General features: G+C 49.9%; 26 protein-coding genes. 24 read left to right on the plus strand and 2 right to left on the minus strand.

Going from position 1 to position 26,271, the window contains the following annotated elements; translation table 11 throughout:
- The first annotated feature begins 138 nt into the window (after positions 1-138).
- The 11 genes from pdhA (at position 139) to AC0YN4_RS01010 (ending at position 12,748) form a co-directional block, all read left to right on the plus strand.
- Complete coding sequence (gene pdhA / locus AC0YN4_RS00960) at positions 139-1,206, plus strand: pyruvate dehydrogenase (acetyl-transferring) E1 component subunit alpha (protein WP_090985401.1); 1,068 nt, start codon at positions 139-141, stop codon at positions 1,204-1,206.
- 42 nt (positions 1,207-1,248) lie between these two features.
- Positions 1,249-2,226, plus strand: a complete 978-nt coding sequence (locus AC0YN4_RS00965) for an alpha-ketoacid dehydrogenase subunit beta (RefSeq protein ID WP_090985403.1) — start codon at positions 1,249-1,251, stop codon at positions 2,224-2,226.
- Between the two features lie 54 nt (positions 2,227-2,280).
- Positions 2,281-3,618: a dihydrolipoamide acetyltransferase family protein gene (locus tag AC0YN4_RS00970; protein WP_475834883.1), complete on the plus strand. Its 1,338-nt coding sequence runs from the start codon at positions 2,281-2,283 to the stop codon at positions 3,616-3,618.
- A gap of 4 nt (positions 3,619-3,622) precedes the next feature.
- Entirely contained in the window at positions 3,623-5,038 is a 1,416-nt protein-coding gene (lpdA, locus tag AC0YN4_RS00975; RefSeq protein ID WP_090985406.1) for a dihydrolipoyl dehydrogenase, read from the plus strand.
- Positions 5,039-5,150: 112 nt separating this feature from the next.
- Positions 5,151-5,645, plus strand: a complete 495-nt coding sequence (locus tag AC0YN4_RS00980) for an acyl-CoA thioesterase (RefSeq protein WP_475780608.1) — start codon at positions 5,151-5,153, stop codon at positions 5,643-5,645.
- A 56-nt stretch (positions 5,646-5,701) separates the two neighbouring features.
- Positions 5,702-6,496: a thymidylate synthase gene (gene thyA / locus AC0YN4_RS00985; protein ID WP_475834884.1), complete on the plus strand. Its 795-nt coding sequence runs from the start codon at positions 5,702-5,704 to the stop codon at positions 6,494-6,496.
- A gap of 15 nt (positions 6,497-6,511) precedes the next feature.
- Positions 6,512-7,009, plus strand: coding sequence for a dihydrofolate reductase (locus tag AC0YN4_RS00990; RefSeq protein ID WP_475834885.1), 498 nt, complete (start codon positions 6,512-6,514; stop codon positions 7,007-7,009).
- 225 nt (positions 7,010-7,234) lie between these two features.
- Positions 7,235-8,722, plus strand: a complete 1,488-nt coding sequence (locus AC0YN4_RS00995; RefSeq protein WP_475780611.1) for a glutamate synthase subunit beta — start codon at positions 7,235-7,237, stop codon at positions 8,720-8,722.
- Positions 8,723-8,788: 66 nt separating this feature from the next.
- Positions 8,789-9,118 (plus strand): hypothetical protein, encoded by a 330-nt coding sequence (locus AC0YN4_RS01000; protein WP_475780612.1) that lies wholly within the window; start codon positions 8,789-8,791, stop codon positions 9,116-9,118.
- 57 nt (positions 9,119-9,175) lie between these two features.
- Positions 9,176-10,318, plus strand: a complete 1,143-nt coding sequence (locus AC0YN4_RS01005) for a hypothetical protein (RefSeq protein ID WP_475780613.1) — start codon at positions 9,176-9,178, stop codon at positions 10,316-10,318.
- A gap of 12 nt (positions 10,319-10,330) precedes the next feature.
- Entirely contained in the window at positions 10,331-12,748 is a 2,418-nt protein-coding gene (locus AC0YN4_RS01010) for a DNA topoisomerase 3 (RefSeq protein WP_475780614.1), read from the plus strand.
- A gap of 70 nt (positions 12,749-12,818) precedes the next feature.
- Here the strand turns inward: AC0YN4_RS01010 and AC0YN4_RS01015 are convergent, their stop codons facing one another.
- The gene (locus AC0YN4_RS01015; protein WP_475780615.1) at positions 12,819-13,562 is read right to left on the minus strand and encodes an HAD family hydrolase; all 744 of its coding nucleotides are present in this window, start codon (positions 13,560-13,562) and stop codon (positions 12,819-12,821) included.
- A 126-nt stretch (positions 13,563-13,688) separates the two neighbouring features.
- Between AC0YN4_RS01015 and AC0YN4_RS01020 the strand changes: the two genes are divergently transcribed.
- Positions 13,689-13,829 carry a hypothetical protein gene (locus AC0YN4_RS01020; protein WP_475780616.1) on the plus strand — a complete coding sequence of 47 codons (141 nt, stop codon included), beginning with the start codon at positions 13,689-13,691 and terminating at the stop codon, positions 13,827-13,829.
- A 95-nt stretch (positions 13,830-13,924) separates the two neighbouring features.
- Here the strand turns inward: AC0YN4_RS01020 and AC0YN4_RS01025 are convergent, their stop codons facing one another.
- The gene (locus AC0YN4_RS01025; RefSeq protein ID WP_090985426.1) at positions 13,925-14,146 is read right to left on the minus strand and encodes a hypothetical protein; all 222 of its coding nucleotides are present in this window, start codon (positions 14,144-14,146) and stop codon (positions 13,925-13,927) included.
- Positions 14,147-14,318: 172 nt separating this feature from the next.
- On the opposite strand from AC0YN4_RS01025, the gene AC0YN4_RS01030 reads away from it, so the two are divergent.
- The 12 genes from AC0YN4_RS01030 to AC0YN4_RS01085 all read left to right on the plus strand — a co-directional run bounded on the left by AC0YN4_RS01030 (position 14,319) and on the right by AC0YN4_RS01085 (position 26,205).
- Positions 14,319-15,044 (plus strand): phosphonate ABC transporter ATP-binding protein, encoded by a 726-nt coding sequence (locus AC0YN4_RS01030; protein WP_475780617.1) that lies wholly within the window; start codon positions 14,319-14,321, stop codon positions 15,042-15,044.
- Positions 15,041-15,541 carry a GNAT family N-acetyltransferase gene (locus AC0YN4_RS01035; RefSeq protein ID WP_475780618.1) on the plus strand — a complete coding sequence of 167 codons (501 nt, stop codon included), beginning with the start codon at positions 15,041-15,043 and terminating at the stop codon, positions 15,539-15,541. The genes AC0YN4_RS01030 and AC0YN4_RS01035 overlap by 4 nt, the downstream gene beginning before the upstream one ends.
- Before the next feature lie 53 nt (positions 15,542-15,594).
- Positions 15,595-16,206 carry a DUF3298 and DUF4163 domain-containing protein gene (locus tag AC0YN4_RS01040; protein WP_475780619.1) on the plus strand — a complete coding sequence of 204 codons (612 nt, stop codon included), beginning with the start codon at positions 15,595-15,597 and terminating at the stop codon, positions 16,204-16,206.
- A gap of 71 nt (positions 16,207-16,277) precedes the next feature.
- Positions 16,278-16,784: a response regulator gene (locus tag AC0YN4_RS01045; RefSeq protein WP_475834886.1), complete on the plus strand. Its 507-nt coding sequence runs from the start codon at positions 16,278-16,280 to the stop codon at positions 16,782-16,784.
- 134 nt (positions 16,785-16,918) lie between these two features.
- Positions 16,919-18,604 carry an amino acid permease gene (locus AC0YN4_RS01050; RefSeq protein WP_475834887.1) on the plus strand — a complete coding sequence of 562 codons (1,686 nt, stop codon included), beginning with the start codon at positions 16,919-16,921 and terminating at the stop codon, positions 18,602-18,604.
- Between the two features lie 276 nt (positions 18,605-18,880).
- The gene (locus tag AC0YN4_RS01055; RefSeq protein ID WP_475834888.1) at positions 18,881-19,567 is read left to right on the plus strand and encodes an MOSC domain-containing protein; all 687 of its coding nucleotides are present in this window, start codon (positions 18,881-18,883) and stop codon (positions 19,565-19,567) included.
- Positions 19,568-19,620: 53 nt separating this feature from the next.
- Positions 19,621-20,634 carry a phosphotransferase gene (locus tag AC0YN4_RS01060; RefSeq protein WP_475834889.1) on the plus strand — a complete coding sequence of 338 codons (1,014 nt, stop codon included), beginning with the start codon at positions 19,621-19,623 and terminating at the stop codon, positions 20,632-20,634.
- 139 nt (positions 20,635-20,773) lie between these two features.
- On the plus strand, positions 20,774-21,694 hold the full coding sequence (locus AC0YN4_RS01065; protein ID WP_475780624.1) for a polysaccharide deacetylase family protein: 921 nt from the start codon (positions 20,774-20,776) through the stop codon (positions 21,692-21,694).
- A gap of 225 nt (positions 21,695-21,919) precedes the next feature.
- A complete protein-coding gene (locus tag AC0YN4_RS01070) occupies positions 21,920-22,930 on the plus strand; it encodes a 2-oxoacid:acceptor oxidoreductase family protein (protein WP_475780625.1) in 1,011 nt (336 codons plus the stop codon).
- Between the two features lie 37 nt (positions 22,931-22,967).
- Positions 22,968-25,274 carry a thiamine pyrophosphate-dependent enzyme gene (locus tag AC0YN4_RS01075; protein ID WP_475780626.1) on the plus strand — a complete coding sequence of 769 codons (2,307 nt, stop codon included), beginning with the start codon at positions 22,968-22,970 and terminating at the stop codon, positions 25,272-25,274.
- An 86-nt stretch (positions 25,275-25,360) separates the two neighbouring features.
- A complete protein-coding gene (locus AC0YN4_RS01080; protein ID WP_475834890.1) occupies positions 25,361-25,651 on the plus strand; it encodes a hypothetical protein in 291 nt (96 codons plus the stop codon).
- A 26-nt stretch (positions 25,652-25,677) separates the two neighbouring features.
- Entirely contained in the window at positions 25,678-26,205 is a 528-nt protein-coding gene (locus AC0YN4_RS01085; RefSeq protein WP_475780628.1) for a hypothetical protein, read from the plus strand.
- Positions 26,206-26,271: the final 66 nt, after the last annotated feature.

Raw genomic sequence — 26,271 nt, forward strand, 5'->3', positions numbered from 1 at the left:
GGCAGGCTAATAGATCAAATGTTGCAAAATACAACGGTTTATTGTGCTTTATGCTTTGACCATTTTGGTTAAACAGGTTTATAATCATTCTATAACAGGGATACTCGTTTTTTCAAATATTCAACTGAGGTGAACAATATGAGCAAGCTGCCTTACGAAGTTCAGACGGAGCCTGTAACTCCACTTTCCGTTTTGTCTCCTGAAGGGGAAATTGTTAACGAAGCGCTTATGCCGAATTTGTCGGATGAGCAATTGAAAGAAATTATGTATCGTATGGTTTTCACACGCACATGGGATGAGCGTGCCGTAAACTTGGGCAGACAAGGCCGTCTTGGCTTCTATGCACCTGTTTCGGGTCAAGAAGCTTCCATGATCGGAAGCGAATATGCACTAAACAAAGACGATTTTGTCTGCCCGGGCTACCGCGACATGCCACAAATCGTATGGCACGGATTGCCGCTGTATCAAGCATTCCTATACTCCCGTGGTCATCAGCACGGTGGTCAAATCCCTGCGGACGTTCATGTTCTTATGCCGCAAATCATTATCGGCGCTCAAATTCTTCATGCTACCGGCGTTGCAATGGCATTTAAGAAAAAAGGCGAGAAGCGCGTAGCGATCACTTATACAGGTGATGGCGGTTCTTCTGAGGGCGACTTCTACGAAGGCATGAACTTTGCCGGCGCATTCAAGCTCCCTGTCATTTATGTTGTTCAAAACAACGGTTATGCGATCACAACACCGTACGCGAAGCAAACGGCTGCATTGTCGGTTGCACACAAAGCAATTGCTGCCGGTATTCGCGGCGTGCAAGTTGACGGTATGGACGTACTTGCTGTTATCAAAGCAGTATCCGACGCTGCAGAGCGCGGCCGTAACGGCGAAGGCGCTACGCTGATCGAGATGCTGACATACCGTTTCCGTCCGCATTCCATGGCGGATGATACGACGAAATACCGTACGAAGGATGAAGAGGGCGAATGGAGCCTGAAAGATCCAATCACTCGTTTCGCGAAATTCCTTGAGAAGAAGGGTCTGTGGTCGGATGAAGATACAGCCCGCGTGAAAGAGGAAGCGAAAGCGACTGTAAACGAGCATATCAAGAAAGCAGAAGCAACAGAGAAAATGACTGTGAACGGACTGATTGATTCCATGTTCGAGCACACACCTGCTCACCTGGAAGCGCAAAAGGCCGATTTCCAATAAATGGGATGACTATCGAAGTTAGCTAAGGAGGAACTCGCGACAATGGCTCAAATGAATATGAAAGAAGCGATCCGCGACGCAATGCGTGTGGAGCTTAAGAATGACCCGAACGTATACATTTTCGGTGAAGACGTTGGTAAGGTTGGCGGCGTTTTCCGTGCGACAGAAGGACTTCAAGGCGAATTCGGCGAAGACCGCGTATTCGATACACCGCTTGCTGAATCTGCGATTGCAGGTATGGCAGTAGGGATGGGGCTTCAAGGCTTCCGCCCTGTAGCAGAAATTCAATTCGTAGGGTTTATCTATGAAGCCATGGATCAAATGTTTATCCAAGCAGCGCGTATGCGTTACCGCTCGGGTGGACGCTATAACTCGCCAATCGTATTCCGTACGCCATTTGGCGGCGGCGTTAAGGCAGCTGAGCTTCACACCGATTCCCTTGAAGGCTTGGCGATTCAAACGCCTGGTATTAAAGTAATCGTGCCTTCCAACCCTTATGATGCAAAAGGCCTTCTTGTTGCGGCTATCCGCGACAATGACCCTGTATTCTTCATGGAGCATTTGAACCTATACCATGCTTTCCGTCAAGATGTGCCTGAAGAGGCGTACACGGTTGAGATCGGTAAAGCCAATGTTGTTCGTGAAGGTTCCGATGTCACGATCATCGCTTACGGTCTTATGGTTCATACAGCTGTTAAGGCTGCTGAAGAGCTTGAGAAGAGCGGCGTTAAAGCGGAGGTTATCGATCTTCGTACACTGCTTCCGCTTGATATCGAAACCATCGTTGCTTCGATCAAGAAAACAAACCGTGCAATCGTTGTACAAGAAGCACAGAAAACTTCCGGTGCAGCTGCGGAAATCATTGCTCAAATCAACGAGAACGCAATCCTTCATCTGGAAGCACCGGTACTTCGCGTAGCGGGTCCGGATACGGTTTACCCGTTCGCACAAGTGGAAGACGCATGGCTGCCAAGCCCTGCTCGCATCATTAAAGCAGTTAACCAAGTGCTGAACTTTTAATAGATAAACCCACCATAGAGCAGGTTGTGAAGACTGAGAAGGAGGTCACGGGACGTGGCAAAATTCGAGTATCGTTTCCCGGAGCTGGGCGAAGGCTTGCATGAAGGCGAAATCGTCAAAATGCATATTACGCCAGGCGCTACAGTAACGGATGAAGATATCATCATGGAAGTACAGAATGACAAGGCAATCGTAGAAGTTCCTTGTCCTGTAAATGGTAAAGTGCTTGAAGTGCTCGTAAAGGACGGACAGGTTTGCCATGTTGGCGATATCGTCGCGATCATTGATGCAGAAGGCGAAGTGCCTGAGCAAGCAGCACCAGCCGGCGACAGCCACAGTGCACCGGCACCTGCGGCAGCACCAGCACCAGTAGCAGCACCGGCACCAACAACTGCAGCGGCTCCGGCGCCAGCAGCACCAGCACCAGCATCGGCTCCAGTTAAAGCAGCTGGTGGTTTGGTTCTGGCAACGCCTAGCGTGCGTAAATTCGCTCGCGAACAAGCCGTTGATCTGTCCGGCGTAGCAGGCTCTGGCAAGAACGGCCGCATCACGCGCGAGGACGTTACTGCAATTGCTGCAGGCGGCGGCACGGCGGCACAAGCAGCTCCGGCAGCTCAAGAAGATGCAGCCGTTGCATCGGCATCGGCTGATTCGAAACCAGCTGCACAAGCGGCAGTCGTTATCGGCGACCGTGCTGAAGAGCGCGTACCATTCAAAGGGATTCGCAAAGTAATTGCGAACGCGATGGTTAAATCGGTCTACACAGCACCTCACGTTACACTGATGGATGAAGTAGATGTTACTGCACTAGTTGAGCTTCGTACGAAAGCGAAGCCGATCGCAGAGAAGAAAGGCGTTAAGCTGACTTACCTGCCATTCATCGTAAAGGCTCTTGTTGCGGCTTGCCGTCAGTTCCCGATCATGAACGCGACGCTTGATGAAGAGAAACAAGAGATCGTGTACAAGAAATACTACAACATCGGTATTGCTACCGATACAGATAACGGTTTGATCGTTCCGGTTATCCAGGATGCTGACCGTAAGAACGTTTGGATGGTTGCAGATGCGATCAAAGATCTGGCTACTCGCGGTCGTGACGGTAAGCTTACAGCTACCGAACTGAGAGGCAGCACGATCAGCATTACTAACATTGGTTCCGCAGGCGGCATGTTCTTTACACCGGTTATCAACTTCCCTGAAGTTGCTATTCTTGGTACAGGCCGTATTTCCGAGAAACCGGTTGTGAAGAACGGCGAAATCGTAGCTGCATCGGTTATGGCACTTTCCCTAAGTTTTGACCACCGTCTCATTGATGGGGCAACAGCGCAAAACTTCATGAACTACATTAAACAGCTGCTGGCTGATCCGCAATTACTTGTAATGGAGGTTTAAAACCATGGTAGTAGGAGATGCATCACTCGATATTGATTTGCTAGTCATTGGAGCAGGCCCTGGCGGCTATGTAGCGGCAATTCGCGCTGCGCAGCTTGGCCAAAGTGTGCTTGTTGTAGATAAACAATATGTAGGCGGCGTATGCTTGAACGTCGGCTGTATCCCGTCCAAGGCGCTGATCTCGGCGTCCCACCAATATGAATCCATCTCTCACGCTTCTTCCTTCGGTATCACGGCTTCCGATGTGAAAGTGGAGTGGAGCAAAGTTCAAGAGTTCAAGAACGGCGTAGTTAAGAAATTGACCGGCGGCGTTGGCCAACTGTTGAAAGCTAACAAAATTCAATTCTTCAGCGGCGAAGTGATGTTCATCAGCGATACGGAAGCACGTGTATTCAATGAGCAAGAAGCTCCGCGCTACCGTTTCAAGAACTGCATCATTGCAACAGGTTCCCGTCCAATCGAGCTGAAGGCATTCCCTTACGGCGGCCGTATCGTTTCTTCGACAGAAGCATTGTCCTTGCCTGAAATTCCGAAGAGCCTCGTTGTTATCGGCGGCGGCTACATCGGCATCGAGCTTGGTCAAATGTATGCTCGTTTCGGTACGAAGGTTACGGTAATCGAAGGTTCCGATTCGATTCTTCCCGGCTTTGACAGCGACATGTCTTCTCTCGTAGCGAAGAAGCTTAAAGGCACCAAAACAGATATCGTAACAGGTGCTCAAGCGAAGAGTGCCGTACAAACTGACAACGATGTAACCGTTACGTACACAGTGGGTGGCGAAGACAAACAAGTTACAGCAGATTACTTGCTTGTAACGGTTGGACGCCGTCCAAATACAGATGGTGAGCTTGGCCTTGATATGATCGATGTGAAGATGACCGATCGTGGTATGATCGAAGTCGACGAGCAATGCCGTACAAGCATTCCACACATCTTCGCAATTGGCGATATTATCGCAGGACCTGCGCTTGCGCATAAAGCGATGTATGAAGGCCGCGTTGCTGCAGAAGTCATTGCCGGTCAACCAAGCAAAATCGATTACAAGTGCATTCCGCTTGTGGTATTCTCCGATCCTGAATTGTCTAGCGTAGGCTACAGCGAGAAGGAAGCGAAGGATAAAGGCCACAATGTGAAGGTCGGCAAATTCCCGTTCAACATCAACGGACGTGCATTGTCCCTTGGCGTAAACGAAGGTTTTGTCAAAGTAATCGCAGATGCGGATAACGGTCTCTTACTTGGTGCCCAAATCGCCGGTATTGAAGCTTCCAACATGATCGCAGAGCTAGGACTTGCAATCGAAATGGGCGCGACGCTTGAAGATATCGCTCTGACGATCCATGCACATCCAACGCTTGGCGAAATCGTTCTGGATGCGGTTGAAGTGGCGCTTGGACATCCGATTCACGCAATTGCCAAATAACAAGCTAATCTATATATAACCAAGGCTTACAGGAATACAAGAGGTCACGCCGCAGTTGTTCTGCAGCTGGGCCTCTTTCTTCTTTAGTATTTAGCCAAGGAGGCAGCCTGCAATGACGAACGAAGTGATGAAGAAAACAACGGACGAATCGAGATCAACGATGATGCAGCTGATCTTCCCGTCGGATACGAATTACCACGGAACGATGTTCGGCGGCAAAGTAATGGAATACATGGATAAGATCGCGGCGATAACAAGCATGCGCCATGCGCGGGGGCCGGTCGTAACCGCATCGACAGATAGTTTGGATTTCGTTGCACCGATTAAAGTAGGCGATATGATCGACGTAGAAGCTTTTGTAACATGGACTCGTAAAAGCTCTATGGAAATCTATGTGAAGGTCCAAACCGAGCATGTCTACACGGGGGAGCGCAAAACAGCGGTCACCGCCTTCTTCACCTTTGTTGCGCTCGATGGGCAAGGCAAGCCGACCCCTGTTCCAGGCATCATTCCGCAGAATGAAGAAGAACAGGCGCTTCATCTGTCCGCACCGGATCGATACGAACTAAGAATGCAGCGAAAACAGGACAGACAGAAGAGCCTTTAAATGGTACACTAATAGGAAACGGTTTTTGTCGAAAGATGGAGAGGGGTTAACGGACGTTGAAGGCTTATTTGGATTTGCTTCAGGATGTCTTGGATAACGGGGTTGTTAAAGAGGATCGTACAGGAACAGGAACGAGATCCGTGTTCGGTCGTCAGCTTCGATTCGACTTGAATCAAGGTTTCCCGCTGGTCACGACGAAACGGATGCATGTGAAATCCATTATTCATGAACTGCTCTGGTTCCTTAAGGGCGATACGAACGTTCGTTACCTGCAAGAGAATGGCGTACGGATTTGGAATGAGTGGGCAGATGAGAACGGCGATCTGGGTCCTGTTTACGGGTCGCAGTGGCGGGCGTGGGAGACACCCGACGGTCGTCGCATCGATCAAATTGCTGCTGTAATAGAATCGATCAAGCATAATCCGGATTCCAGGCGCCATATTGTCAGTGCATGGAATGTAGCCGAAATCGAGAATATGAAGCTTCCACCTTGCCATTTTGTATTCCAATTCTATGTGGCTAACGGAAAACTCTCTTGTATGCTGACGATGCGTTCTTCCGATACATTCTTGGGTTTGCCGTTTAATATTGCGCAATACGCGCTGCTTACGCATATGATCGCCCAGCAATGCGATCTTGGAGTTGGGGATTTTATTTATTCAGGCGCCGATGTTCATATCTATAGCAATCATATCGAGCAGGTTAAGCTTCAATTGACTCGTGAACCGCTGCCGCTGCCGAAGCTAATCATTAAGCGGAAGCCGGAATCGATTCTCGATTATGTGTATGATGATTTCGAAATTGCCGATTATCAGCATCATCCAACGATTAAAGCTGAAGTCGCGATATAGGGGAGGGTGCCGATTATGACTATTGCAATGATTGCCGCAATGGCGCGCAACCGTGTGATCGGGATCGACAACGGCATGCCATGGAGTTTGCCGGCAGAAATGGCCCATTTTCGTCGTTCTACAGCTGGTAAGACCGTTGTAATGGGGCGTAAGACCTTCGAATCGCTTAACGGTCCGCTCAAGAATCGTCGTAATGTGATCCTGACTCGCAGCATGGATTACAAGCCGGATGGCTGTGAGGTTGCTCATTCCGTTGAAGAAGTGTTGACTCAGTATGGCAGCAATGAAGGCGAAGAGCTTGTTATCATGGGCGGCGCAGAGATATATTCACTGTTTATGCCCTATGCGGACAAGCTGTGGTTAACGGAAGTCGAAGCTGATGTGGCAGGGGACGCGCATTTTCCAACCTTCCGGATAGATGAGTGGACCGTACAGGATCGGGAGCATTTCTCGAAGGATGAGAAGAACGCCTATGATTTTACAATCGTTACATATGTCAGGAACGCTCGGTAGAGCATTCACTATTTGTTTGGCAAAAGCCTAACATTATGTGATAAAGTGCAAATGATTGTACGGAAAATCCATTTATTGCGTTAAGCCAAGTTGCTAAGATATTGTAAATAGTTATCAGGTTTTATATGGTAAAGTTTGATATTGAATTCAATGTCGATTCCCGATATAGTTTTAGAGAGATAACGAACATTCGGTAATGGGAAAATGGATGGAGGAAAAGCGATCATGTCTACACCTACTGGATTTATGGACTACAAACGCGAACTGCCTGCTGACCGCGATCCGCTGGAACGGATTAAGGATTGGGATGAATTTCATAAGCATTTCAGTGAAGATCAGCTAAGAACGCAAGGCGCGCGCTGCATGGATTGCGGTACGCCTTATTGCCATACAGGCATCGAGCTTCCGGGAGGCGCATCGGGCTGCCCGGTGAACAACCTTATTCCGGAATGGAATAACCTCATCTATCGTGGACTTTGGCGCGAAGCGCTCGATCGTTTGCACAAAACGAACAATTTCCCGGAATTCACCGGCCGTGTTTGCCCGGCTCCGTGTGAAGGTTCTTGTACGGTTGGCCTGATCGGCGATGCGGTTACGATCAAAACAATCGAGCAGTCCATTATCGATAAAGGCTTCGAAGAAGGCTGGGTCGTTCCACAGCCGCCGCTTATGCGTACAGGCAAGAAGGTTGCCGTTGTAGGTTCCGGTCCTGCCGGAATGGCTACCGCAGCACAGCTTAACAAAGCGGGCCATACTGTAACGGTTTATGAGCGTGCAGATCGTATCGGCGGCTTGCTCACTTACGGTATTCCAACTATGAAGCTCGATAAGAAAGTGGTTCAGCGTCGTGTGGATCTGATGGAAGCTGAAGGCATTAACTTCGTAACGAATGCTGAGGTTGGCACAAACGTACCGGCTGAACAACTGATGAATGAATTTGATGCTATTGTCCTTTGCGGCGGTGCTACTAAGGCTCGCGAGGTTGACATCGAAGGCCGCGACTTGAACGGCGTTCACTTGGCAATGGATTATTTGAACGGTACAATCAAGAGCTACCTGGATTCCAACTTGGAAGACGGTAATTATATTTCGGCTAAAGATAAGGATGTTATCGTTATCGGCGGCGGCGACACAGGTACTGACTGTGTGGCAACGGCACTACGCCACGGTTGTAAATCGGTAACGCAATTCGGTACGGTTGGCAAAGCACCACTGGTACGTGATCAAGAGAAGAACCCATGGCCGCAATTCCCTAACGTGTACACGCTTGACTACGCACAAGAGGAAGCTCGCGCGTTATATGGTGAAGACCCTCGTGCATTCTCCGTACTGACGAAGAAATTCGTAGGTGACGAGAATGGCAACTTGAAAGAATTGCACACCGTGCAAATCCAGCGTACTGTGGATGAAACAGGACGCAGAATCTATACGGAAATCCCAGGTACGGAGAAAGTTTGGCCAGCTGATCTGGTTATGATCGCGGTCGGCTTCGAAGGTCCTGAGAACACGCTGATTCAGAAGCTTGGACTTGAACAAGACCGTCGTTCGAATGTAAAAGCCGAATATGGCAAATACAAAACGAGCGTCGATAAAGTATTCGCTGCAGGCGATATGCGCCGTGGACAAAGCTTGGTTGTTTGGGCAATCAACGAAGGCCGCGAGGCTGCGCGTGAAGTGGACCGTTATTTGATGGGAACAACGATGCTTCCTTAATGAACGAAGGAACTCGGAATGCAAAGCGCCTACGGGCGCTTTTATTTCGTTTTACGAAGGAGTGGAATGAAGAAGATGATACAATACGGTTCCGAGCAGATTACTCAGCTGCGATTTATGACATTCATTCCTCGCATAGAACGACGTGACGATCAATGGATTGATCTTGAGCTGCGCATGATCGTGGATCAAACAACGCCTGTCCCTGACGGGCTAGTTGATTTAACGGCATTAGTTATATGTACGCACAGCGGCGTAATTGCTCAGATCGTACCTCTGGATGAGGGCTGCGATTGCGAGTTTCAATTCACCTCTGATGAGAAGGAACAGATAAGAACGTATATTGAATCTGCAGAAATTCAAGCACGGATTGCAAATCTCTCTATCGGCGGTTAAGGTAAGATGTGGTAAAATGAGCTGTAGGTTATCGTTTCTTGGTGGGAGGAGATTCGATTGCGCACCACAGCTGCAGGTGTTCTAACGCCGACGGATATTCATAAAATCAGACATTATGTCCAGCATAAGTACGGTGACTTGCCTAGCGACCGCCGAGCCGAAATCGTTGCGGATGCGATGCAGCGTATCGTCCTGCGACAATTACCTGATTTTCCACAAGCTCATAAGATGAGCGTTTCGACCGAGTTGCTGCGGAGCATTGCGGTTCGGAAGCAAGTTCCTGTTCATGAGAAGCATATTTTTGAAGCATGCCTGAGGCTCGATTATCGTGATCCTCAGCTTTTCCATGCCTTGCACGAGTGGGTAGAGCAGCGACTTGGCGTGACGATCGAGTCTGAAGTGTTCAAAGGCATCGTTGAAGAAGGCATTCATATTGCGAACTCTCCTCATATGCAAGTGGAAGCTTGGGATGCAGTGGTCGGCACTGTGGCAGGCTATTATCGCGCGCCGGATCGGATGGCAGAGATTATCACGCTTCCTGGCAGCCGTAATGGCCGTATTGGCAGCAGAAGCAAGCCGAGTACGTATATGTTCCTTACGGTGGCGCTAAGCGTGTCGACGTTGTTCTACGGCTGGTGGACCCTACATCCGCCAACTGCTCCTGCAGAGCTCCCTAAGACAGGACAACCTATGGTTGTGAGCCGCCCGGTTTCCCAGCCGCCGCCCGATGTGATCGTGCAGAAGTATAAGAATGAACTTCCCAATGAGCTGAGGTATGTGGAAATTAATAAAGAACGGCTTGTGCGGTATTTGGCGGGGAAATCGTCGTTGCTTGCCGAGGAACCGTATCTCAGTACCATCGTTAATGCGGCTAAGGAGCATGATATCCATCCGCTATTGCTGTTTGCGATAACCGGACAAGAACAGGCTTTTGTACCGAAGACGCACAAAGATGCGAAGAAGATCGCCAACAATCCGTTTAATGTGTTTCACAGCTGGAAAGAGTTTAATACAACAATCAGCGAATCTGCGAAGATCGCGAGCAATACGATTGTACATAAAAGTCAAGGAAGACCTGATGATATCGACGCACTCACTTGGATCAATACGAAATATGCCGAAGACGTCAATTGGTCGAAAGGCGTTCGGACGATTTTGGAAGCGATGAAACGTCAGATTATGTCGGTTAACGAACGGTAAAGAGGCGATTGCTTGAAAACATTGATTATCGCAGAGAAACCCGATATGGGTCGGACAATCGCCGCAGTCGTGGAGCCGAAGGCGCAGAACAAACGCGCTTATTTGGAAGGCGAGCACTACATTATTACGTGGGCGATCGGCCATTTGGTCAGTCTCGCAGAGCCGGATCAGTACGACCCCAAGTATAAGAGATGGAATGAAGCGGATTTGCCCATCATTCCGGATCGCTTTAAGCTTTGGCCGAATGCGCGGACGAAGGATCAGCTTGCTACAATCGGCGAGCTGTCGAAGCGCTGTGACCGGCTTGTTAACGCATGCGATGCCGGGCGTGAAGGTCAGCTTATCTTCCATCTGATCCGGCAATATTTGAAAATGCCGCAGCCGACAGATCGGCTGTGGATTTCCGATTTGACGCCGGAGACGATTCGGCGCGGGTTTGATGGGCTGCGCAGCGATCAGGAGTATGATGATTTGACACGTGCGGCGAAGGCGCGAAGTGAAGCGGATTGGCTGGTTGGCATGAATGCTTCGCGGGCATTTACCATCCGCCACAAAACGCTGCTGTCGGTCGGACGCGTACAAACACCTGTATTAGCGCTGCTCTACGATCGGCATAAAGAAATTACGGCTTTTGACAGTGAGACGTTTTTCGTCGTTCAAGCTTCATTCAGTCAGGGAGACTTTACTTATAAAGGCGTCTGGCAGGGAGACCGGATAACGAAACGCGAGCAAGCTGAAGCGCTGGCCGCGAAGGTATCCGGAAAACCGGCTAAGATTATCAGCTATACGGTGACCGAATCGAAGGAATATCCATTTCGGCTATACGATCTAACACTGCTGCAGCGCGAAGCGAACGGCAGATATGGATATCCGGCGAAGAAAACGCTCGACATCGCGCAATCGCTCTATGAGAAACACAAAGTGATTACGTATCCGCGGACAAGCTCCAACTATGTGACGGAAGAGAACCTCCCCATAATGGGGAATGTTCTTAACATGCTTAAACAAACGTCTTACGGAGATCTTGCTAATGGTGCGGATCGCAGCAGAGTGCATAAGGGCAACAAAGCCGTCTGTAATCCGGCTAAGGTCGAGGATCACCATGCGATCCTGCCGACGCCTAAGCGTCCCGGCACCTTAAGCACGGAAGAGCAGCACATTTACGATATGATCGTTCGACGATTCCTCTCTCATTACTATCCTCCTGCCGTCTATAACAATCATGAAGTGTTGACAGAGGTAGAAGAGGAGCAGTTCCGCACGCGCGCCAAGGAACAGCTGGATGCGGGATGGCGCGTCGTGTTAGGCGATCAGGATGACGGCAACGCGAGCAAAGCAAAGAGCAAGTCGAAGAAGAAATCCGATGATGCGACGGACGATCAAGAGGATGATCTGGTTGAAACCGATCGTCCGTTCTCGGTAGATGCCGATGCAGCAGTCCATTGTGACAGCGCAGATGCACTGGAGAAGGCGACGAAACCGCCGAAGCCGTATACGGAAGGCACGCTGCTCAAAGCGATGGAGAGTGCCGGCAAAGCGATTGAGGATGAAGAGCTTCGAGATGCGATGAAGCAGACGGGGCTGGGTACACCGGCAACTCGTGCGGCGACGATCGAGAGGCTCAAGTATGTCGGTTATATTAAGCCTACAGGCAAGCGGCTCGATATCACGACGAAGGGCTGCGCAGCAATCGAGCTCATTCGCGGCGCCGGTGTAGAACTGCTCGCTTCGCCGGAAATGACAGGCAGGTGGGAGCAGCGCCTCCATCAGATCTCGAAGGGCGAAGCATCGGATGAGCAGTTCATTGCGAAGGTGAAGCAGTTTGCCGAGATGATTGTCGGCAAAGTGAAGCATCAACGCCAAGCGGATGCGAGCCTATTCGAGGAGCCGGGGCAAGCGGGCGGAGAAGCTAAAGGCAGAGGCAAGGGGGCGAAAGCTTCTGGTTCTGGCGAGAAGAGCACAAGGGCTTCTTCGAAGGGGAAGACGGCGAAGTCTACGGAGACTGGGTCGAGCTCGGGGTCAACTGCTAGGAACACAGCTGCATCTCGCTCGAAGTCGGCAAGCACTTCAACGACTGGAAGCGGCAGCTCCCAAACCCGTGCTGCTGCAGCGACACGTACTGCAGCATCTCCGGAACCGTCAGCAAGCATGCCGAAGGTGATTGCATCTTGTCCACGGCCGGGCTGCGGCGGTGAGCTTGTGGAAGGTAAACGCGGCTATGGCTGTTTGCGATTTAGGGAAGGCTGTACATTCGTCATCTGGAAAGAACAGCAGGGACGCCTGGTAACGGCAACGATGGCGAAGGCGCTGGCGGTGAGCGGCGCGACGCGTTCTTCCGCGTTCAAGCGGGAAGACGGTACCAGCGAATCCGGCAAACTAACCTTAACGAATACGACAACCGGAGCAGTAGAATTTGTACCTGCTCCGTAAGAACGAACAAGAGGCTTGTCCGCACAGGAGTGGTAATCGCTCCTGTGCGGGACAAGCCTCTTGTTGTTGGTTAGTTAGGACCGCGCTGGTTCAGGTAAGTATGAATACTTGTCGGAACATCCCTTAGCTGGTCTAAGGTGAAGAATGCGCCTTTCGGCTCCACATCAATGCCGACAATATTGTACGCCCATTCGGAATCCGTCTTCATGTGAATAGCGTGTATGCCCGAAGTAAGTGCGGGTATTACGTCAGTACGGATGGAGTTGCCGATCATCCAAGTCGACTTGCGATCGAATTTGCCTTCGCGCAGAATGTTCTCCATCGCTTCGACATTCTTCATTGAACGCACATAGATGCGTGGACCAAAATACCGCTCCAGCTGCATCTCCTTGATTTTGCGTTGTTGAATTAACATTTCTCCACCGGTGTACAGGTGCAGCTCATGCCCCTTTGAGGCCAGTTCGTCCAGCGTCTCTTCCATGAACGGATAAGGCTCAACCTCATGTTCATAAACACTTCTTCCTAGTTTCCACAGCATGTCTACCTCTACAGGGGATAGTGCTCTGCCCAGTAGATCGGAGAAATGCTGATAAGTTCCGATAAAGGATTGTGGGAAGTGATCGCTCTTAAAGCCGGATACATGTACGCCGGCAATGTCGATTTCGGTTTGCTTGTCACGAATTTCTTGAGCCGAAATTCCATAACCTCTGAACCAGTCTGACATGAGATCTGTAAATTGATCAATGACGAAGTAGAAATACTTGTTGCAGTAAATTAGCGTATCATCGAGATCGAATAAAATACTTTGTTTCATCTTAGGCACGGCTCCTTCCCAGATGATTTCGCTGTGTAGATTCAATCTACCGCATCTTGGGATTCGCCGTCAAATCGAATAGTACTGGGAAGATTTACAAATACTGTAGGTGGAGGTGAATGATGTATGCCAACAAATCGGAACAGCAATAAGAAAAACCATGGCAGTGAATCAGAAGGGAGAGATTATTCTTCCTCATTAAAGAAGCTGGAGAAACTTGCGAGCAGACCCTCCAGCTTAAACGGCATTAACAAACAGCTGCCTTAATATATACGGCAGGGCAGGGACAGGGAACAGTCTCTATATGCACAGCAGTCAGAAATCAAAGGGAAACTGCGAACACATATAGAGACTGTGAGATGTTAAGCATACTTATTTAATTTAGCAGTAAGATCCTGCTTAATATAAGCGATTCTCTTGCGAACATAGAAATCATAGCTTGCCCCTTTCAATTCGCGGGGGCTAATAACCTCTTCAGCACTGTTGTCGATAATGGTCAAAGAGCCGTTGGAATAAAACTTAAAAGTTAGATCCCGGAAAGGTCGATGCGTTTCAATAAATCGATAGTTTTCACAGTTATTCATGATGGTTAGCCTCCTCACAATTGGCGGGAATTTAGAACGTGTGTTCTTGTTTTTATTATAGCAAACATTTGTTCGTATGGAAACTATTATTTTTTTAACTTAAACTAGATTAATAGCTTACATAGAACTCTGCGAATTCAACAGCAAATGCATTCATAAAGGAGCGCCACTCATGATAAAAGTCGATCAATTATCCAAACAAATTCCGGGCGGGCCGAAGGTGCTATCCGGGATCAGCTTTAACATAGAGCCCGGTGAATTCATCGCCATCAAGGGGGCAAGCGGAAGCGGGAAGTCCATGCTTCTCCGATGCTTGGCAATGAGAGAGTCGTGGAGCGGCGGAACCTACATCGTGGACGGCGTCGACATTCTCAAAAAAGGTCTGCTTGGCAAAATGAAAATCCGCCGTGAAATCGCGTATTTGGAAGAGAAGCCAACTTTAATCGGCAAGCGTACCGCGCTTAAGAACGTGCTCATCGGCACATCGCATCAAACACCGATCTGGCGGCGAGTGACAGGCATGATTCGCAGCGATGACTACATGGGTGCCATGGATATGATCGAGAAGATGGGGCTGCTCGAGAAGGCGCATCAGAAGGGCGACAAGCTGAGCGGCGGGGAGAAGCAGCGTATTGCGATGGCACGCGCTTTGGTCCACGGCGCCAAGACGCTGCTTACTGATGAACCGGTATCCGGCTTGGATCCGCATGCGGCAGAGCAAGTGCTGGCCGATTTGAAGAAGATGTGCCAGACGCAAGGGATCTCGGTAGTTGCGGTCATGCATCAAGGCGACTGGGCAGAACGTTTCGCCGATCGGATTATCGGCTTGAATAACGGGAAGATCGTGCTGGATATTAAGGGAAGAAGAATGACGGAGCGGGAGAAAATGCTGCTGTGAGTACTTCCGTCAATTACGAGCTGCGGCCAATCGACCAAACTGAGCTGGATGCCGCCCATAAGCTGGAGCTCGCTTGTTATTCTGTTGAAGCTGCGGCAACGAGGGAATCTTTTACGTTCAGACAACAGCATTTCCCGGGCTATTTCTGGTCGGCTTGGCAGAACAACGAGCTTATCGGGCTCTCCTGCGGTGTTCGCACAGATGAAAGCAGCTGTGAGAGTGATGCGGTGAAGAGTGCGCACAGTGCCGAAACCGGTGGAAACCACCTCGTTATCCTGTCCGTCGCAGTCGCTCCCGAGCATCGATTCAACGGCATCGGAACTGCGCTTATGAGAGCGCTTATACGACAAGCCGAATCCGATCAGCTCGCTTCGATCGTTCTCATGTGTGAACAACATTTGATCGCTTTCTATGAAGGTCTCGGGTTCGAATACGCAGCCGTTTCGGCATCCACGCACGGGGGCATTGAATGGCATGAGATGAGAAGAGTCATCTAAATAGGAAGCGGCATACAATGGAGCATTAACCTAGAATAGGCAGGTGTTCCATCATGGCATTTCAGTTTCCGGCCGTTATTCATGCCTCCCGCGTCACGTTCCCGAAAGCCGAGCTATGGGTTCCGGTCGTAAGCGGACTTCACAACACAGCGGCACGCAATTCAATTAACGGAAAAATACGCAGAACGGTAAGCGAGCTTGTGCAAAATCAAGGCTCTCTTGAGGATCCGCGCGCCGATATGCAAGGGTATTTCGAGATCAAGACGAACGAGAAGGACATTCTAAGCTTATCGTTGTTTAATTACGCCTTTACAGGCGGGGCTCATGGGCTAACGCTTCAGGAGTCGCTTACGTTCGATACAGGCACAGGCAAGTCATACACGCTGTCGGAGCTTTTCAAACCAGGCAGTAATTATGTCGGCAGGCTGTCAGATATCATCAAGGCTCAAATCGATGAGAGACAAATCGCCACTTTAGAGCCGTTCAACGCCATTCGGCCGGATCAACCGTTCTATATCGCAGATCGCGCGCTTGTCATCTATTTTGCGTTGTATGAGCTTACTCCTTATGCATTCGGGTTTCCGTACTTTCCGATTTCCGTCTATGACCTAAGCGATATCATTAATCCGAACGGTCCACTTGGCCGTATGGATGTGAACAATTAACTGTACTAGAGGAGATCCTTATGATTTATGTTCTCATATTGCTGCCAATATGCTTTATTCTGACTTTCACATTGATCAGACGAAGACAGCACGAGAATAATAAACCCGTCATTGACTGCGACCATCAAAGCCAAAAGCACCATTTCAATACTCAGCAAGCTTCAGCAGAGCGTAAACGGACAGTCGATGAAGAGACGGATACAAGTGATAACTTGGCGAATTTCAGTATTCTCATCATTGACGACCAAGCGGCAATCCGTATGCTGCTGCGAGAATTGTTCGAGCTTGAAGGTTTGACTGTCTATGAGGCGATCAATGGTGCTGCTGCGATTGATACCGTTCGTTCAACGGAGATTGACTTCATATTGCTTGATCTGAAGATGCCGGATATGGACGGAATAGAAGCGCTGCAAGGGATTCGTCAATGGAACGAACATGTGCAGGTCGCGATGATAACTGCATTCGGAGATCCGCTCAAAATGGAGGCAGCCAAACAGCTGGGCGTGCAATCGTTTTTCACCAAGCCGTTTGATATCGAGCAAGTAAAGTGTCATGTGTTGAACAGCTTGAGGAAATAGGATTGAAAAGTTGAGCATAACCCATCTCCAATCGAATAATCATGCAAGGTCCAATCCGTTCTGGCAGCTACAATGCAGGCGGATTTTTTAGTTGTGCTGTTGGGATTGTCTCGCTCATAGAGTCAAGTATGGGGGTGGAGACATTGTTTTTGCTGTGGGCAGGTTGTTTGATTTTCGTATGCGCATGTGGTCTCTCCCTATTCCTCGCACGGACGGCGGAACGCGGCGCTAAGCGGTCCTTGCACCAATCCTTGCATCACTACTCGCCCTATGTGCGATATATGCAGGATAAGCATGATCTGAACGGAATCGGATTCGCACAGCAGCTTACTCGGCATATCGGCGGTTTATCTTTGTTTGGGCTGTCCTTTACATCCTTATCGTTTATCGGCGGAGCGGTCCTGTTTATGGGTCCTGCCTTAGCTGCAGGCGGCCCTGCGGTAATCGGCATCGGTTGGCCAATCCTCACCTGCTTCGGCATCGTAACGGCAAGCTCGCTTGCGGCACTTGCTTCTGCCGTTCCTACTGCAGGCGGCTGCTATCATTGGGCGTTATCGGCCGGCGGACGACGAATGGGCTTATGGTCGGGCTGGCTGCATTTTCTAGGCACGATCTTCATGCTGGTAACGACGAATCTGCTTCTGGCAGATTGGATCTATAACGTGATGGAGCAGCGGTTGGGGTATGCAGGCGGCGGGGAGTTGTATTATGTGCTCCTAATTGTGCTGTTTCTCACGCAAGCTCTTCTGAATATAAGAGGGGTTCACTCCTTGGGTAAAATCGCGGGCATTTCTAGCGGACTGCAGCTGTTGTTATGGTTTACAATCATTCTTTTCTTCGTTGCTGCAGCATGGCCGGCTAGCTATCCGTTTCAAATGTTGGCTGGTAATGACCCAATCGCAGGCGCTACTGTCGGCGATAGTCAACCAGTGATGGTAATCGGGATGCTCATGCTGCAGCGGCTCTTTCTGGGCAGCGACTTTGCAGGGCAGATGGCAGAAGAAACGAGGGACCCTCGTATTATCGTTCCGTGGTCAATCTTCTTCTCATCGGTAATGCTTGGTTTATTCGGATTTATATTATTCGTGCTTCTGTTTATGTGGTTTCCGGTTGGGAGTGAGGGGCTGACCTCCTATTCGGACATAAGTGCTTGGTTCGTCACTCTATGGACCAAATGGGGAGCGCTAAGCAACGCGATCCTACTGCTGCTTATCGTTTCGTTTGTGTGGATGAATGGGAATGCTTCAATGGCAGCAGCTTCACGTACGTTATTTGCTATGGCGAGAGATGAAGCCGCGCCTTACTCAGGCAGACTTTCGGCCGTTTCAGTGCTCTATCGAACGCCACTTCGTGCGGTGCTTGCCGTATCTATAGGTGCAGGCGTATTCTCATTGGTGCTCAAATCGTTGTCTGCAGGCGCAATGACTCCGCAACACACTCTTCTACAGCTGATCTTATTAAGTGTAGGAGCGCTGCATATTGCACTGGCATTACCCATTGGAGCTAAGCTGTATGGGGAAATAACGAATAGGAATCTTGCGAAGCTTAAGGGGCCGTGGAATCTCGGTGCGTATGGGATGTATGTGGATGCGATCGCGCTCAGCTGGCTTTCGATAAGTGCAGCTGCCGCATTCGCATTTATGGATTCTGTCCTCCTTCTCTACTTGGCTTTCGCAGTGTTGATCGGCGGCTTACTAATCGAGTGGAAATACCGCGCATTGCTGAAGAAGCTGCCGTTCAAGGTTGTTGGCTCCATTCGGTTCAGCCGAAGGTCCATCGATGAATGTATCAGAATTGAAAGAAAATTCCCGCAACATTAGAAATCAACCTTCGATCTTATAAAATACAGCCAAGAGCATGGGGAAATAATAAACCTGTCATCGGAAAATATTTCCCCAAATGCTCGTGAATATTTCCCGGGGAAGCGCATGAAACAACACGAAAAGTGCGCTTTCGACACGTTCTGTAACAAGCTGATCGAATAGGGGAAAACATGTCAAAATCGCTACTGTTAACGGCATTAAAGATTGCTTGGCTTCCATATTTCGGCGTATAATTCGTTGTAATATACCGTAGTTGATGAAGGAGGAGCAGGGATGGAGCTAGGAACACTGATCTCGATTAATACGGGTCTGCCGGAAACCGTACAATTCGGGAAGAAAGATATAAGCACGGGCATCAATAAGGAACCGATCGGAACACAGCCTATTTATCTCACTCGTACCGGGCTGAACGGTGATGGGCAAGGTGATCTTGTTTTTCATGGCGGAGCAGATAAAGCCGTTTGCGTGTATCCGGCCGAACATTTCCCTTATTGGAAAGACCGCTGGCAGCGCGAGGTTCTCCCAGGTGCTTTTGGCGAAAATTTCACCGTATCCGCACTGACGGAGCTTGAAGTGTGTATCGGAGATATTTGGAGCGTAGGCGATACCGTGGTCCAAGTCAGCCAGCCGAGACAGCCCTGCTACAAGCTCGGGATGAAGCATCAATTGCCTGAGCTTGCACATGAGGTGCAGATGAACGGTTATACCGGGTTCTACTTGCGCGTGCTTACTGAAGGTCATGTAAAGCTGGGGGACAAGCTGCTACTGACGAGCAGGCATCCGGCTGCGATTACGATTGCAGAAGCGAACCGAGTGATGCATATCGATAAACAGGACAAGGCAGGTATGCTTGCATTGCTTGCCATTGCGGAGCTGTCGGCGAGTTGGCAGCAAACACTTACCGGCAGGCTGGAGAAACTGAAGGCCGAAAAACGGGGTTTGCGACAGGTGAAGAAATAAGATGTAACAGCAGCGGGGATTGGGAAGGTAACCAACGGGAGGCAACAGCTGACATGGGTCAAATCAATGAGGGCGAATTTGCCGAATACTTGAATGCATATCGGCTTGATCCGAATCGGAAGCTCGTACAAGAAGAGAGCGGAATGAACAATACGACTCGCATGGTTTACTCCGGTGCAGAGAAGTTCGTGCTCCGTATATACGAGAACCACCGTGACGAAGCGCTTATTCGTACTGAGCATGCGATTCTGGATGAGCTTCAGAGACAGAAGCTATCCTTTGAAGTGCCTCTGCCGGTACATAATCACTTAAACAGTACGATTACAATCGGCTCGAATGGCAAGCTGGCGGCATTATATCGGTTTATTAACGGGAATAGGCCGACGCCAGAGCTCGATTCACATCTGCTTGGATTAGGTAATGCGGCTGGAGAGCTCTCACAGGCATTGGCGCAATCTGTAAATGGGGAAATAGGTCCCCAATATAAACCTTACTACGAGCTGGAAGAAACACATGGCTCCATGTCGACAGAAGTTCTAATGGGGCTGAGTGAGCGCTCAGAATGCCTCTTAAACAGCAGAGAGAGGCTGGAGGGACTTCTATGTGAACGAGAACAATTAACTTTGTTAAAAGATCGGATAAAGAGCTTGCCGCAGCAATGGATTCATGGTGATATTGTATTCACCAACGCAGTAGCAGAAGGTGAACGGATAAAGGGTCTGCTGGACTTTGAATTTTGCGCGATCGATGTAAGAGTGATGGAGCTGGCTGTTGCATTAGCCGAGTTTCCAAGTGAAGACCATGTAGAAGCCATCAGGCGCATACAGTTATTTTGCAGCGGCTATGGTAGGGCGGCGAAGCTGACGGAGGAAGAAGTGCTGATGCTGCCTGCGTTAGTTAAGCTTCGGATGATCGATGTTTGGCTTCATTTTGCCGGCAGGTTATACGAGGGATTGGATTCAGACGAAGTCTGGCGTGATCAGATCGAACGCGCTGCATTCGTTTGTCATTGGGTCGATAGCTGGCATGAAGAGCTAATGAAGGTGTTCCGTCGTCAGTTGAATTAAACTGCAAGGACATGTAAGGCCGATCTATCTCCGCTGTGGAGAATGATCGGCCTTGTTTTATTCATATAGATAACATGAACATGTGCAATTTCGGTGGACCGGAAGCATTCATGCTGAAGCAAGGCGGGGAGGCATGCATATGAAGAGTACGGCAGAGCTGCTGGGTTACGGACCGAGTGATCGCTTGTTAATTATTAATGCGGATGATTACGGCTTGTGTCACTCGAGCAATAAAGGAATTCAGAAGCTTCTTGAAGGCGGGATTGTTTCATCCTCTACGATTATGATGCCTTGCGCCTGGGCAAGAGAAGCTGCAGTATGGAGTGCAAGCCATTCGCTCTTGGATGTCGGCGTCCATTTCACCCTGACAAGTGAATGGGATTTGATGAAGTGGGGACCGGTTTACCGCGGCGGATCAACGGAATCGCTAGTGACGGGTGAAGGGTATTTTCATCGGGATTCCAAATCGTTCGAGCGCAGAGCTGATGGGGAGCAGGTGAAGCAGGAGCTAATCGCTCAAGTGGAGATGGCGCTGCAGATGGGCGTTAACGTGACTCACGCGGATAACCATATGGGAAGCTTATATGGATTGCAGACGGGCAGACATTTGCTGGCGGAAGTGTTTGATGTGTGTGCAGGATATGGGCTGCCTTTCCGACTTCCTCGGTTCCTGCAGCTGGAATCGGGTGCGCCGGCGCCTCCGGAGCTGGCCTTGCAGGCGCTTAAACATGCTGCTGAAGCTGATCGACGCGGAGTCGTCGTGCTGGACTATCTCGTAGCGCTGCCGTTTCATTCAAAGCCGGGTGAAACGTATGCACAGTTCAAGTCGCAAATGATTGCATTGCTGAAACGGTTAAAGCCTGGCGTATCCGAACTGATCCTGCACCCGGCGCTTGTAACTGACGAGCTGACCGCGTTTCACTCGGAGCCGCTAAAGCGCGGGATGGAAATGGATATTTTTCGTGATAAAGAAGTACAAGAAGTGATGCATTACGAGGGAATCAAACAAATCGGCTGGAAGGAATTGCGTCACTATCAACGTCGTAATTCGAGGCCATAATTCGAGCATGCAAGGCTGTCCATGTCGGAAATGAACAGCTGCTGTGCTAGCTTTGTTTATTGAAATCGGACAAGCTGTACTAGAACAGCATAGCGGACATTCGCCTGTATTACTGTTTGAACACTCCTGTTTTGGAAATAAACGCTATTCGCCACTTCCTCGTGGTGATATACTGATAGTTGTGAATTATATAAGTATTCAGTTAATTCGGAGGGAGTGGAGCAAGTGGCGGTACTTCCAAAACAGAATGATCTTGGATTCTTTGAAATTCGATTGGAATCAATAGGCGGATTGGGCGCTAACTTGGCCGGAAAGATGTTAGCTGAAGCAGGCGTAGTTGGAAGCGGTTTCAATGGGGTCAGTTTCTCCTCTTACGGATCAGAGAAGAAGGGCTCGCCGGTAAAGGCGCACATTCGTTTCTGTGATATGGAGACGAATATCCGCGATACTACACCGGTAGAGCGCCCTCATATCGTTGGGGTGTTTCACGAGAATATGTCTAAGACCGTGAATGTCATCAGTGGGATTTATGAAGACAGCGTGGTGTTAGTCAATTCTAGTAAAACAACCGATGAATTGAAGCAGAAAATGAACTTGTCCGCTGGTACACTTGCTGTTGTTGATGCTACAAGCATTTCGCTCGAGGAGAACAATCGCGTGAACATGGCGATGCTTGGGGGTCTATTCCGACTCTGCACCTTCCTGGATTTTGAGCATATGAAAGGAATAATCCGAAAGTCGCTGGAGAAGAAATATCCGCAGGCTGTCGAGCCGGCACTGAGAACGTTTCAGCGCGGATATGATGAAGTGAAGTTCCAGACGTATGCGCTTGCCGAAGGCGAGAGCATGCCGCAGCCAACTCGGTGGGATGTTCCATCGCTCGGCTACGAGACGCAGCCGATGGGCGGGATGATCATCAATCCCGGGAACAGCGTGCTGAAGGATATCAGTATTTCAAGACAAGGCATGATGCCGCATTTTGACGATGAGAAATGTATCCATTGCGCAGCTTGCGACACCGCGTGTCCGGACTTCTGCTTCGTATGGGAGGAACAGCCGGATAAGAAGGGCCGACCGCAAATGTTTCTGCAGGGGATCGATTATCAATATTGCAAGGGTTGCTTGAAATGCGTTGTGGCTTGTCCGACCGAAGCGCTCGCTTCTGAACGTGAGACGGACGGTTACGGCGAACAAAACCGAGTGCCACATAAGTTCGATTGGGCAAAAGCGAATTAAAGTCGTGTAGGTTTGCACGGAAGAGAGGAGCGATAACATGGCCATTGAAATCAACAAAGAAGTGAGCAGAGGTAAAGTAGAGCAGCGTATGGTCTATGAGTCAGGTAACGAGATGGCTGCGTATGCCGCGCATCAAATCAATTATCACGTTATGGGGTACTTTCCGATTTCACCTTCTACCGAGGTTGCCCAGTTTCTCGATCTGATGAAAGCGAACGGGCAGCATGACATTAAACTGATTCCCGCGGACGGCGAGCACGGCTCTGCAGGGATTTGCTATGGCGCGTCCGCAGCCGGGGGCCGCGTTTTTAATGCAACCAGCTCCAATGGATATTTATATATGCTGGAGCAAATGCCGGTTCAATCCGGCACGCGCTTCCCGATGGTGATGAATCTCGTCTGCCGTTCCGTCTCCGGACCGCTCGATATTCACGGTGACCACTCCGATTTGTATTTCGCGCTGAATACCGGATGGCCGATCTTGATGTGCCGCGATCCGCAAGCCGTATACGACATGAACATTATTGCGCTCAAGCTGGCTGAAGATCCGCAGGTGCGCCTGCCTGTTCTTGTTGCTTCCGATGGCTACTTTACTTCGCATCAGAAACGCCGCGTCCAAACTTTTGCACATCGCGCCGATGTACATGCTTTCGTTGGCGAACATTCCCCGGAAGGCTTCAAACATGTGCTCGACCGCAACAATCCGGTTACCGTCGGTCCTTACATGAATGAACCGGATTATATCAACAACTGCTACCAGCAGTCGGTGGCCATGTACAACGCGGGAGAAGTATTCGATCGCATCCGCACAGAGTATGCCGAATTGACAGGCCGCGACTATCCGATTCTCGATCAGTACCGGATGGACGATGCTGAAGTCGCGGTATTCCTGATGAATTCTGCATCCGAAATCATCAAGGATGTCGTGGATCAGCTGCGCGCGAAAGGGATCAAAGCAGGCTCCATCGCGCCGAATATCATTCGTCCATTCCCTGCCAAAGAAATCGCCGAGGCGCTGCGCGGTGTCAAAGCCGTAACGATCGGTGACCGCGCGGACTCCTATGGCGGTCATGGCGGCAACATGACGAACGAAATTAAAGCGGCGCTGTTTACGCAAGGCGTTCGGGATACGCTCGTCATCAGTCGGATTTATGGTCTGGGCGGCAAAGATTTCTACGCCGAAGACGGGCATCACCTGTTTGAGCTGGCGATTGAAGCAGCGCAATCGGGCAAAGTCGAAGTTCCGTTCGATTACTGGGGCCATACACCGGGCGATCCGGAGAAAGCACCGAAGCGTGTGCTGGAGCCGCTTAAGTATGAGGACCTGAAGACCGGACTGATTACGGTTGACCGCGATGAGGCTACCGGCAAGCTGAAGGTTAAAGTTCCACCGGTTCGCCAGCTGACGAAGAAGCCGAAACGGCTTGCGCCGGGTCATGGAGCTTGTCCGGGCTGCGGTATCTTCTCCGGCTTGGAGCTGTTCTTCAAGGGCATCGAAGGCGATATTGTCGCCCTCTACCAAACCGGCTGCGCGATGGTTGTTACGACCGGATTCCCGTACTCTTCGCATAAAGCAACCTATATTCATAACTTGTTCCAGAATGGTGCTGCAACGCTTTCCGGTGTGGTTGAGATGTTCTGGGAACGCAAACGCCGCGGCGAACTTGAACAATATGGCTTGAAGGATGATTTCACCTTCGTCATGATTACAGGCGACGGCGGGATGGACATCGGTATGGGGCCGGCAATCGGAAGCGCGCTGCGTAACCATAAGATGATCATTCTCGAGTACGATAACGAGGGTTATATGAATACCGGCGCGCAGATGTCGTATTCAACACCGCTTGGTCATCGTACTTCAACTTCCAACGTAGGCAAACATCAAGGCGGCAAGCTGTTCCATCATAAGGATACGGCGCAAATTATGGCGGCAACCAATATTTCGTATGTGTTCACAGGCTCGGAATCGCTGCCGCAGGATTTGCTCCGTAAAGCGGCCAAGGCGCAATATTATGCGCAGAATGTCGGCCTTGTGTATGGGAAAATTCTCATTTCTTGTCCGCTGAACTGGCTCTCGGAGGAGAAAATCGGTCAGACCTTAATCGACGAAGCGGTGAACACCTGTTTCTTCCCGATGTATGAGGTTGAAGAAGGCGTCACGACGATTACGTATAACCCGGAAGAGAAGGGCAAACGGATCCCGCTTGGCGACTGGCTGAAGAATATGGGGAAAACCAAACATATGACGCGTCCGGAATATGCCGAAGCGCTCAAAGCGTTCGAGGATGAAGTGGAACGCCGCTGGCTTCGCTTGAAAGCGAAACACGAGAATATGTACTTGTAGCATCTGTGAAGGCGCGGCGGCGAATAAGCGGCCGCGCCTTTCATTATGGCCCACACTATGCCCGTTAGAAGGAGAGCTGAATCACAATGCCCATCGTATTGCGTCATCGCATAACCGGAGAGATCGCATGTGGAATGTTGAGAAATGTGTATGATTTTGCATACTATGGCGCTCTCTGGTGGGAGGATATTGATGTGGCTGAACAGCTGACAGAACATGCCCTGATGGAGAGGGATTTCGCCCAACCCTACTCAGAATGGGAACTTCTTGAAGTGAAGGAAGAGCGGTTGAAGCTGTTTAATGTGAAGCTGAACAACAATCCGACCAGAAGAATAGTGCTGGAGCAAGATGGGACTATCAGGCTGCTGAAGTCATAGCGTACGTGTAGGAGGGTAAGAGGCGAATGAATGTGACGGATCAATCCTATTTTCAACAGATCAAGGGGCTGGGCTCCGATGTGGAAATAGAAGCGTTCGGCCTGACGCTCAGAACGGAAGGATTCACTGCAATAAGACGATTTCTGGATGACTTTAGACAGTATTTGCGTACATTTACCGATGAGGAAGTGGGGTTTGCGTTAGAACTGCTGCGACGCGGTCAACTGGCAGTACCCGAGCCCGGCCGGACAAGCCCTTCATGGACGTACGTTTGGCGTGAGTTCGCAGGCATTATTCGGACCAAGCGGCATGTATTCGAATCCATACCGGAGGACCAGCGAAGCGGGGAGTGGCAGGTGCTGCTCGATAATCCGTTTAGCAATCAGAACATTACCGTATATCCTGCATTAACCTTCATCGAAGCCGTCTATATGTTTGCGTATTTCCGAACGGAACTGCTTCATAATGAATATATCCGGCTGCAGAAGATTGCGACAGTGATGACCTTCCAAGGCATCGATAAGGACGGAGTGCAGCCGATCGTGAGTCTATGAGAATACCAAAGAGGCTTTGAATCTTCCGAATGCGCGATTGCTCGATTCGGGATACAAAGCCTCTTT

The sequence above is a fragment of the Paenibacillus sp. J22R3 genome, assembly GCF_056269305.1.

Excerpts from the sequence above, each read along its gene's own strand:
- AC0YN4_RS01075 (WP_475780626.1), top strand. The coding sequence starts at position 22,968 with ATGGCCATTGAAATCAACAAAGAAGTGAGCAGAGGTAAAGTAGAGCAG.
- AC0YN4_RS01085 (WP_475780628.1), top strand. The coding sequence starts at position 25,678 with ATGAATGTGACGGATCAATCCTATTTTCAACAGATCAAGGGGCTGGGC.
- AC0YN4_RS01080 (WP_475834890.1), top strand. The coding sequence starts at position 25,361 with ATGCCCATCGTATTGCGTCATCGCATAACCGGAGAGATCGCATGTGGA.
- AC0YN4_RS01025 (WP_090985426.1), bottom strand. The coding sequence starts at position 14,146 with ATGAATAACTGTGAAAACTATCGATTTATTGAAACGCATCGACCTTTC.
- pdhA (WP_090985401.1), top strand. The coding sequence starts at position 139 with ATGAGCAAGCTGCCTTACGAAGTTCAGACGGAGCCTGTAACTCCACTT.
- AC0YN4_RS01000 (WP_475780612.1), top strand. The coding sequence starts at position 8,789 with ATGAAGAAGATGATACAATACGGTTCCGAGCAGATTACTCAGCTGCGA.
- AC0YN4_RS00990 (WP_475834885.1), top strand. The coding sequence starts at position 6,512 with ATGACTATTGCAATGATTGCCGCAATGGCGCGCAACCGTGTGATCGGG.
- AC0YN4_RS01020 (WP_475780616.1), top strand. The coding sequence starts at position 13,689 with ATGCCAACAAATCGGAACAGCAATAAGAAAAACCATGGCAGTGAATCA.
- AC0YN4_RS01030 (WP_475780617.1), top strand. The coding sequence starts at position 14,319 with ATGATAAAAGTCGATCAATTATCCAAACAAATTCCGGGCGGGCCGAAG.
- lpdA (WP_090985406.1), top strand. The coding sequence starts at position 3,623 with ATGGTAGTAGGAGATGCATCACTCGATATTGATTTGCTAGTCATTGGA.
- AC0YN4_RS00965 (WP_090985403.1), top strand. The coding sequence starts at position 1,249 with ATGGCTCAAATGAATATGAAAGAAGCGATCCGCGACGCAATGCGTGTG.
- AC0YN4_RS00980 (WP_475780608.1), top strand. The coding sequence starts at position 5,151 with ATGACGAACGAAGTGATGAAGAAAACAACGGACGAATCGAGATCAACG.
- AC0YN4_RS01015 (WP_475780615.1), bottom strand. The coding sequence starts at position 13,562 with ATGAAACAAAGTATTTTATTCGATCTCGATGATACGCTAATTTACTGC.
- AC0YN4_RS01060 (WP_475834889.1), top strand. The coding sequence starts at position 19,621 with ATGGGTCAAATCAATGAGGGCGAATTTGCCGAATACTTGAATGCATAT.
- AC0YN4_RS01065 (WP_475780624.1), top strand. The coding sequence starts at position 20,774 with ATGAAGAGTACGGCAGAGCTGCTGGGTTACGGACCGAGTGATCGCTTG.
- AC0YN4_RS01055 (WP_475834888.1), top strand. The coding sequence starts at position 18,881 with ATGGAGCTAGGAACACTGATCTCGATTAATACGGGTCTGCCGGAAACC.
- AC0YN4_RS00995 (WP_475780611.1), top strand. The coding sequence starts at position 7,235 with ATGTCTACACCTACTGGATTTATGGACTACAAACGCGAACTGCCTGCT.
- AC0YN4_RS01040 (WP_475780619.1), top strand. The coding sequence starts at position 15,595 with ATGGCATTTCAGTTTCCGGCCGTTATTCATGCCTCCCGCGTCACGTTC.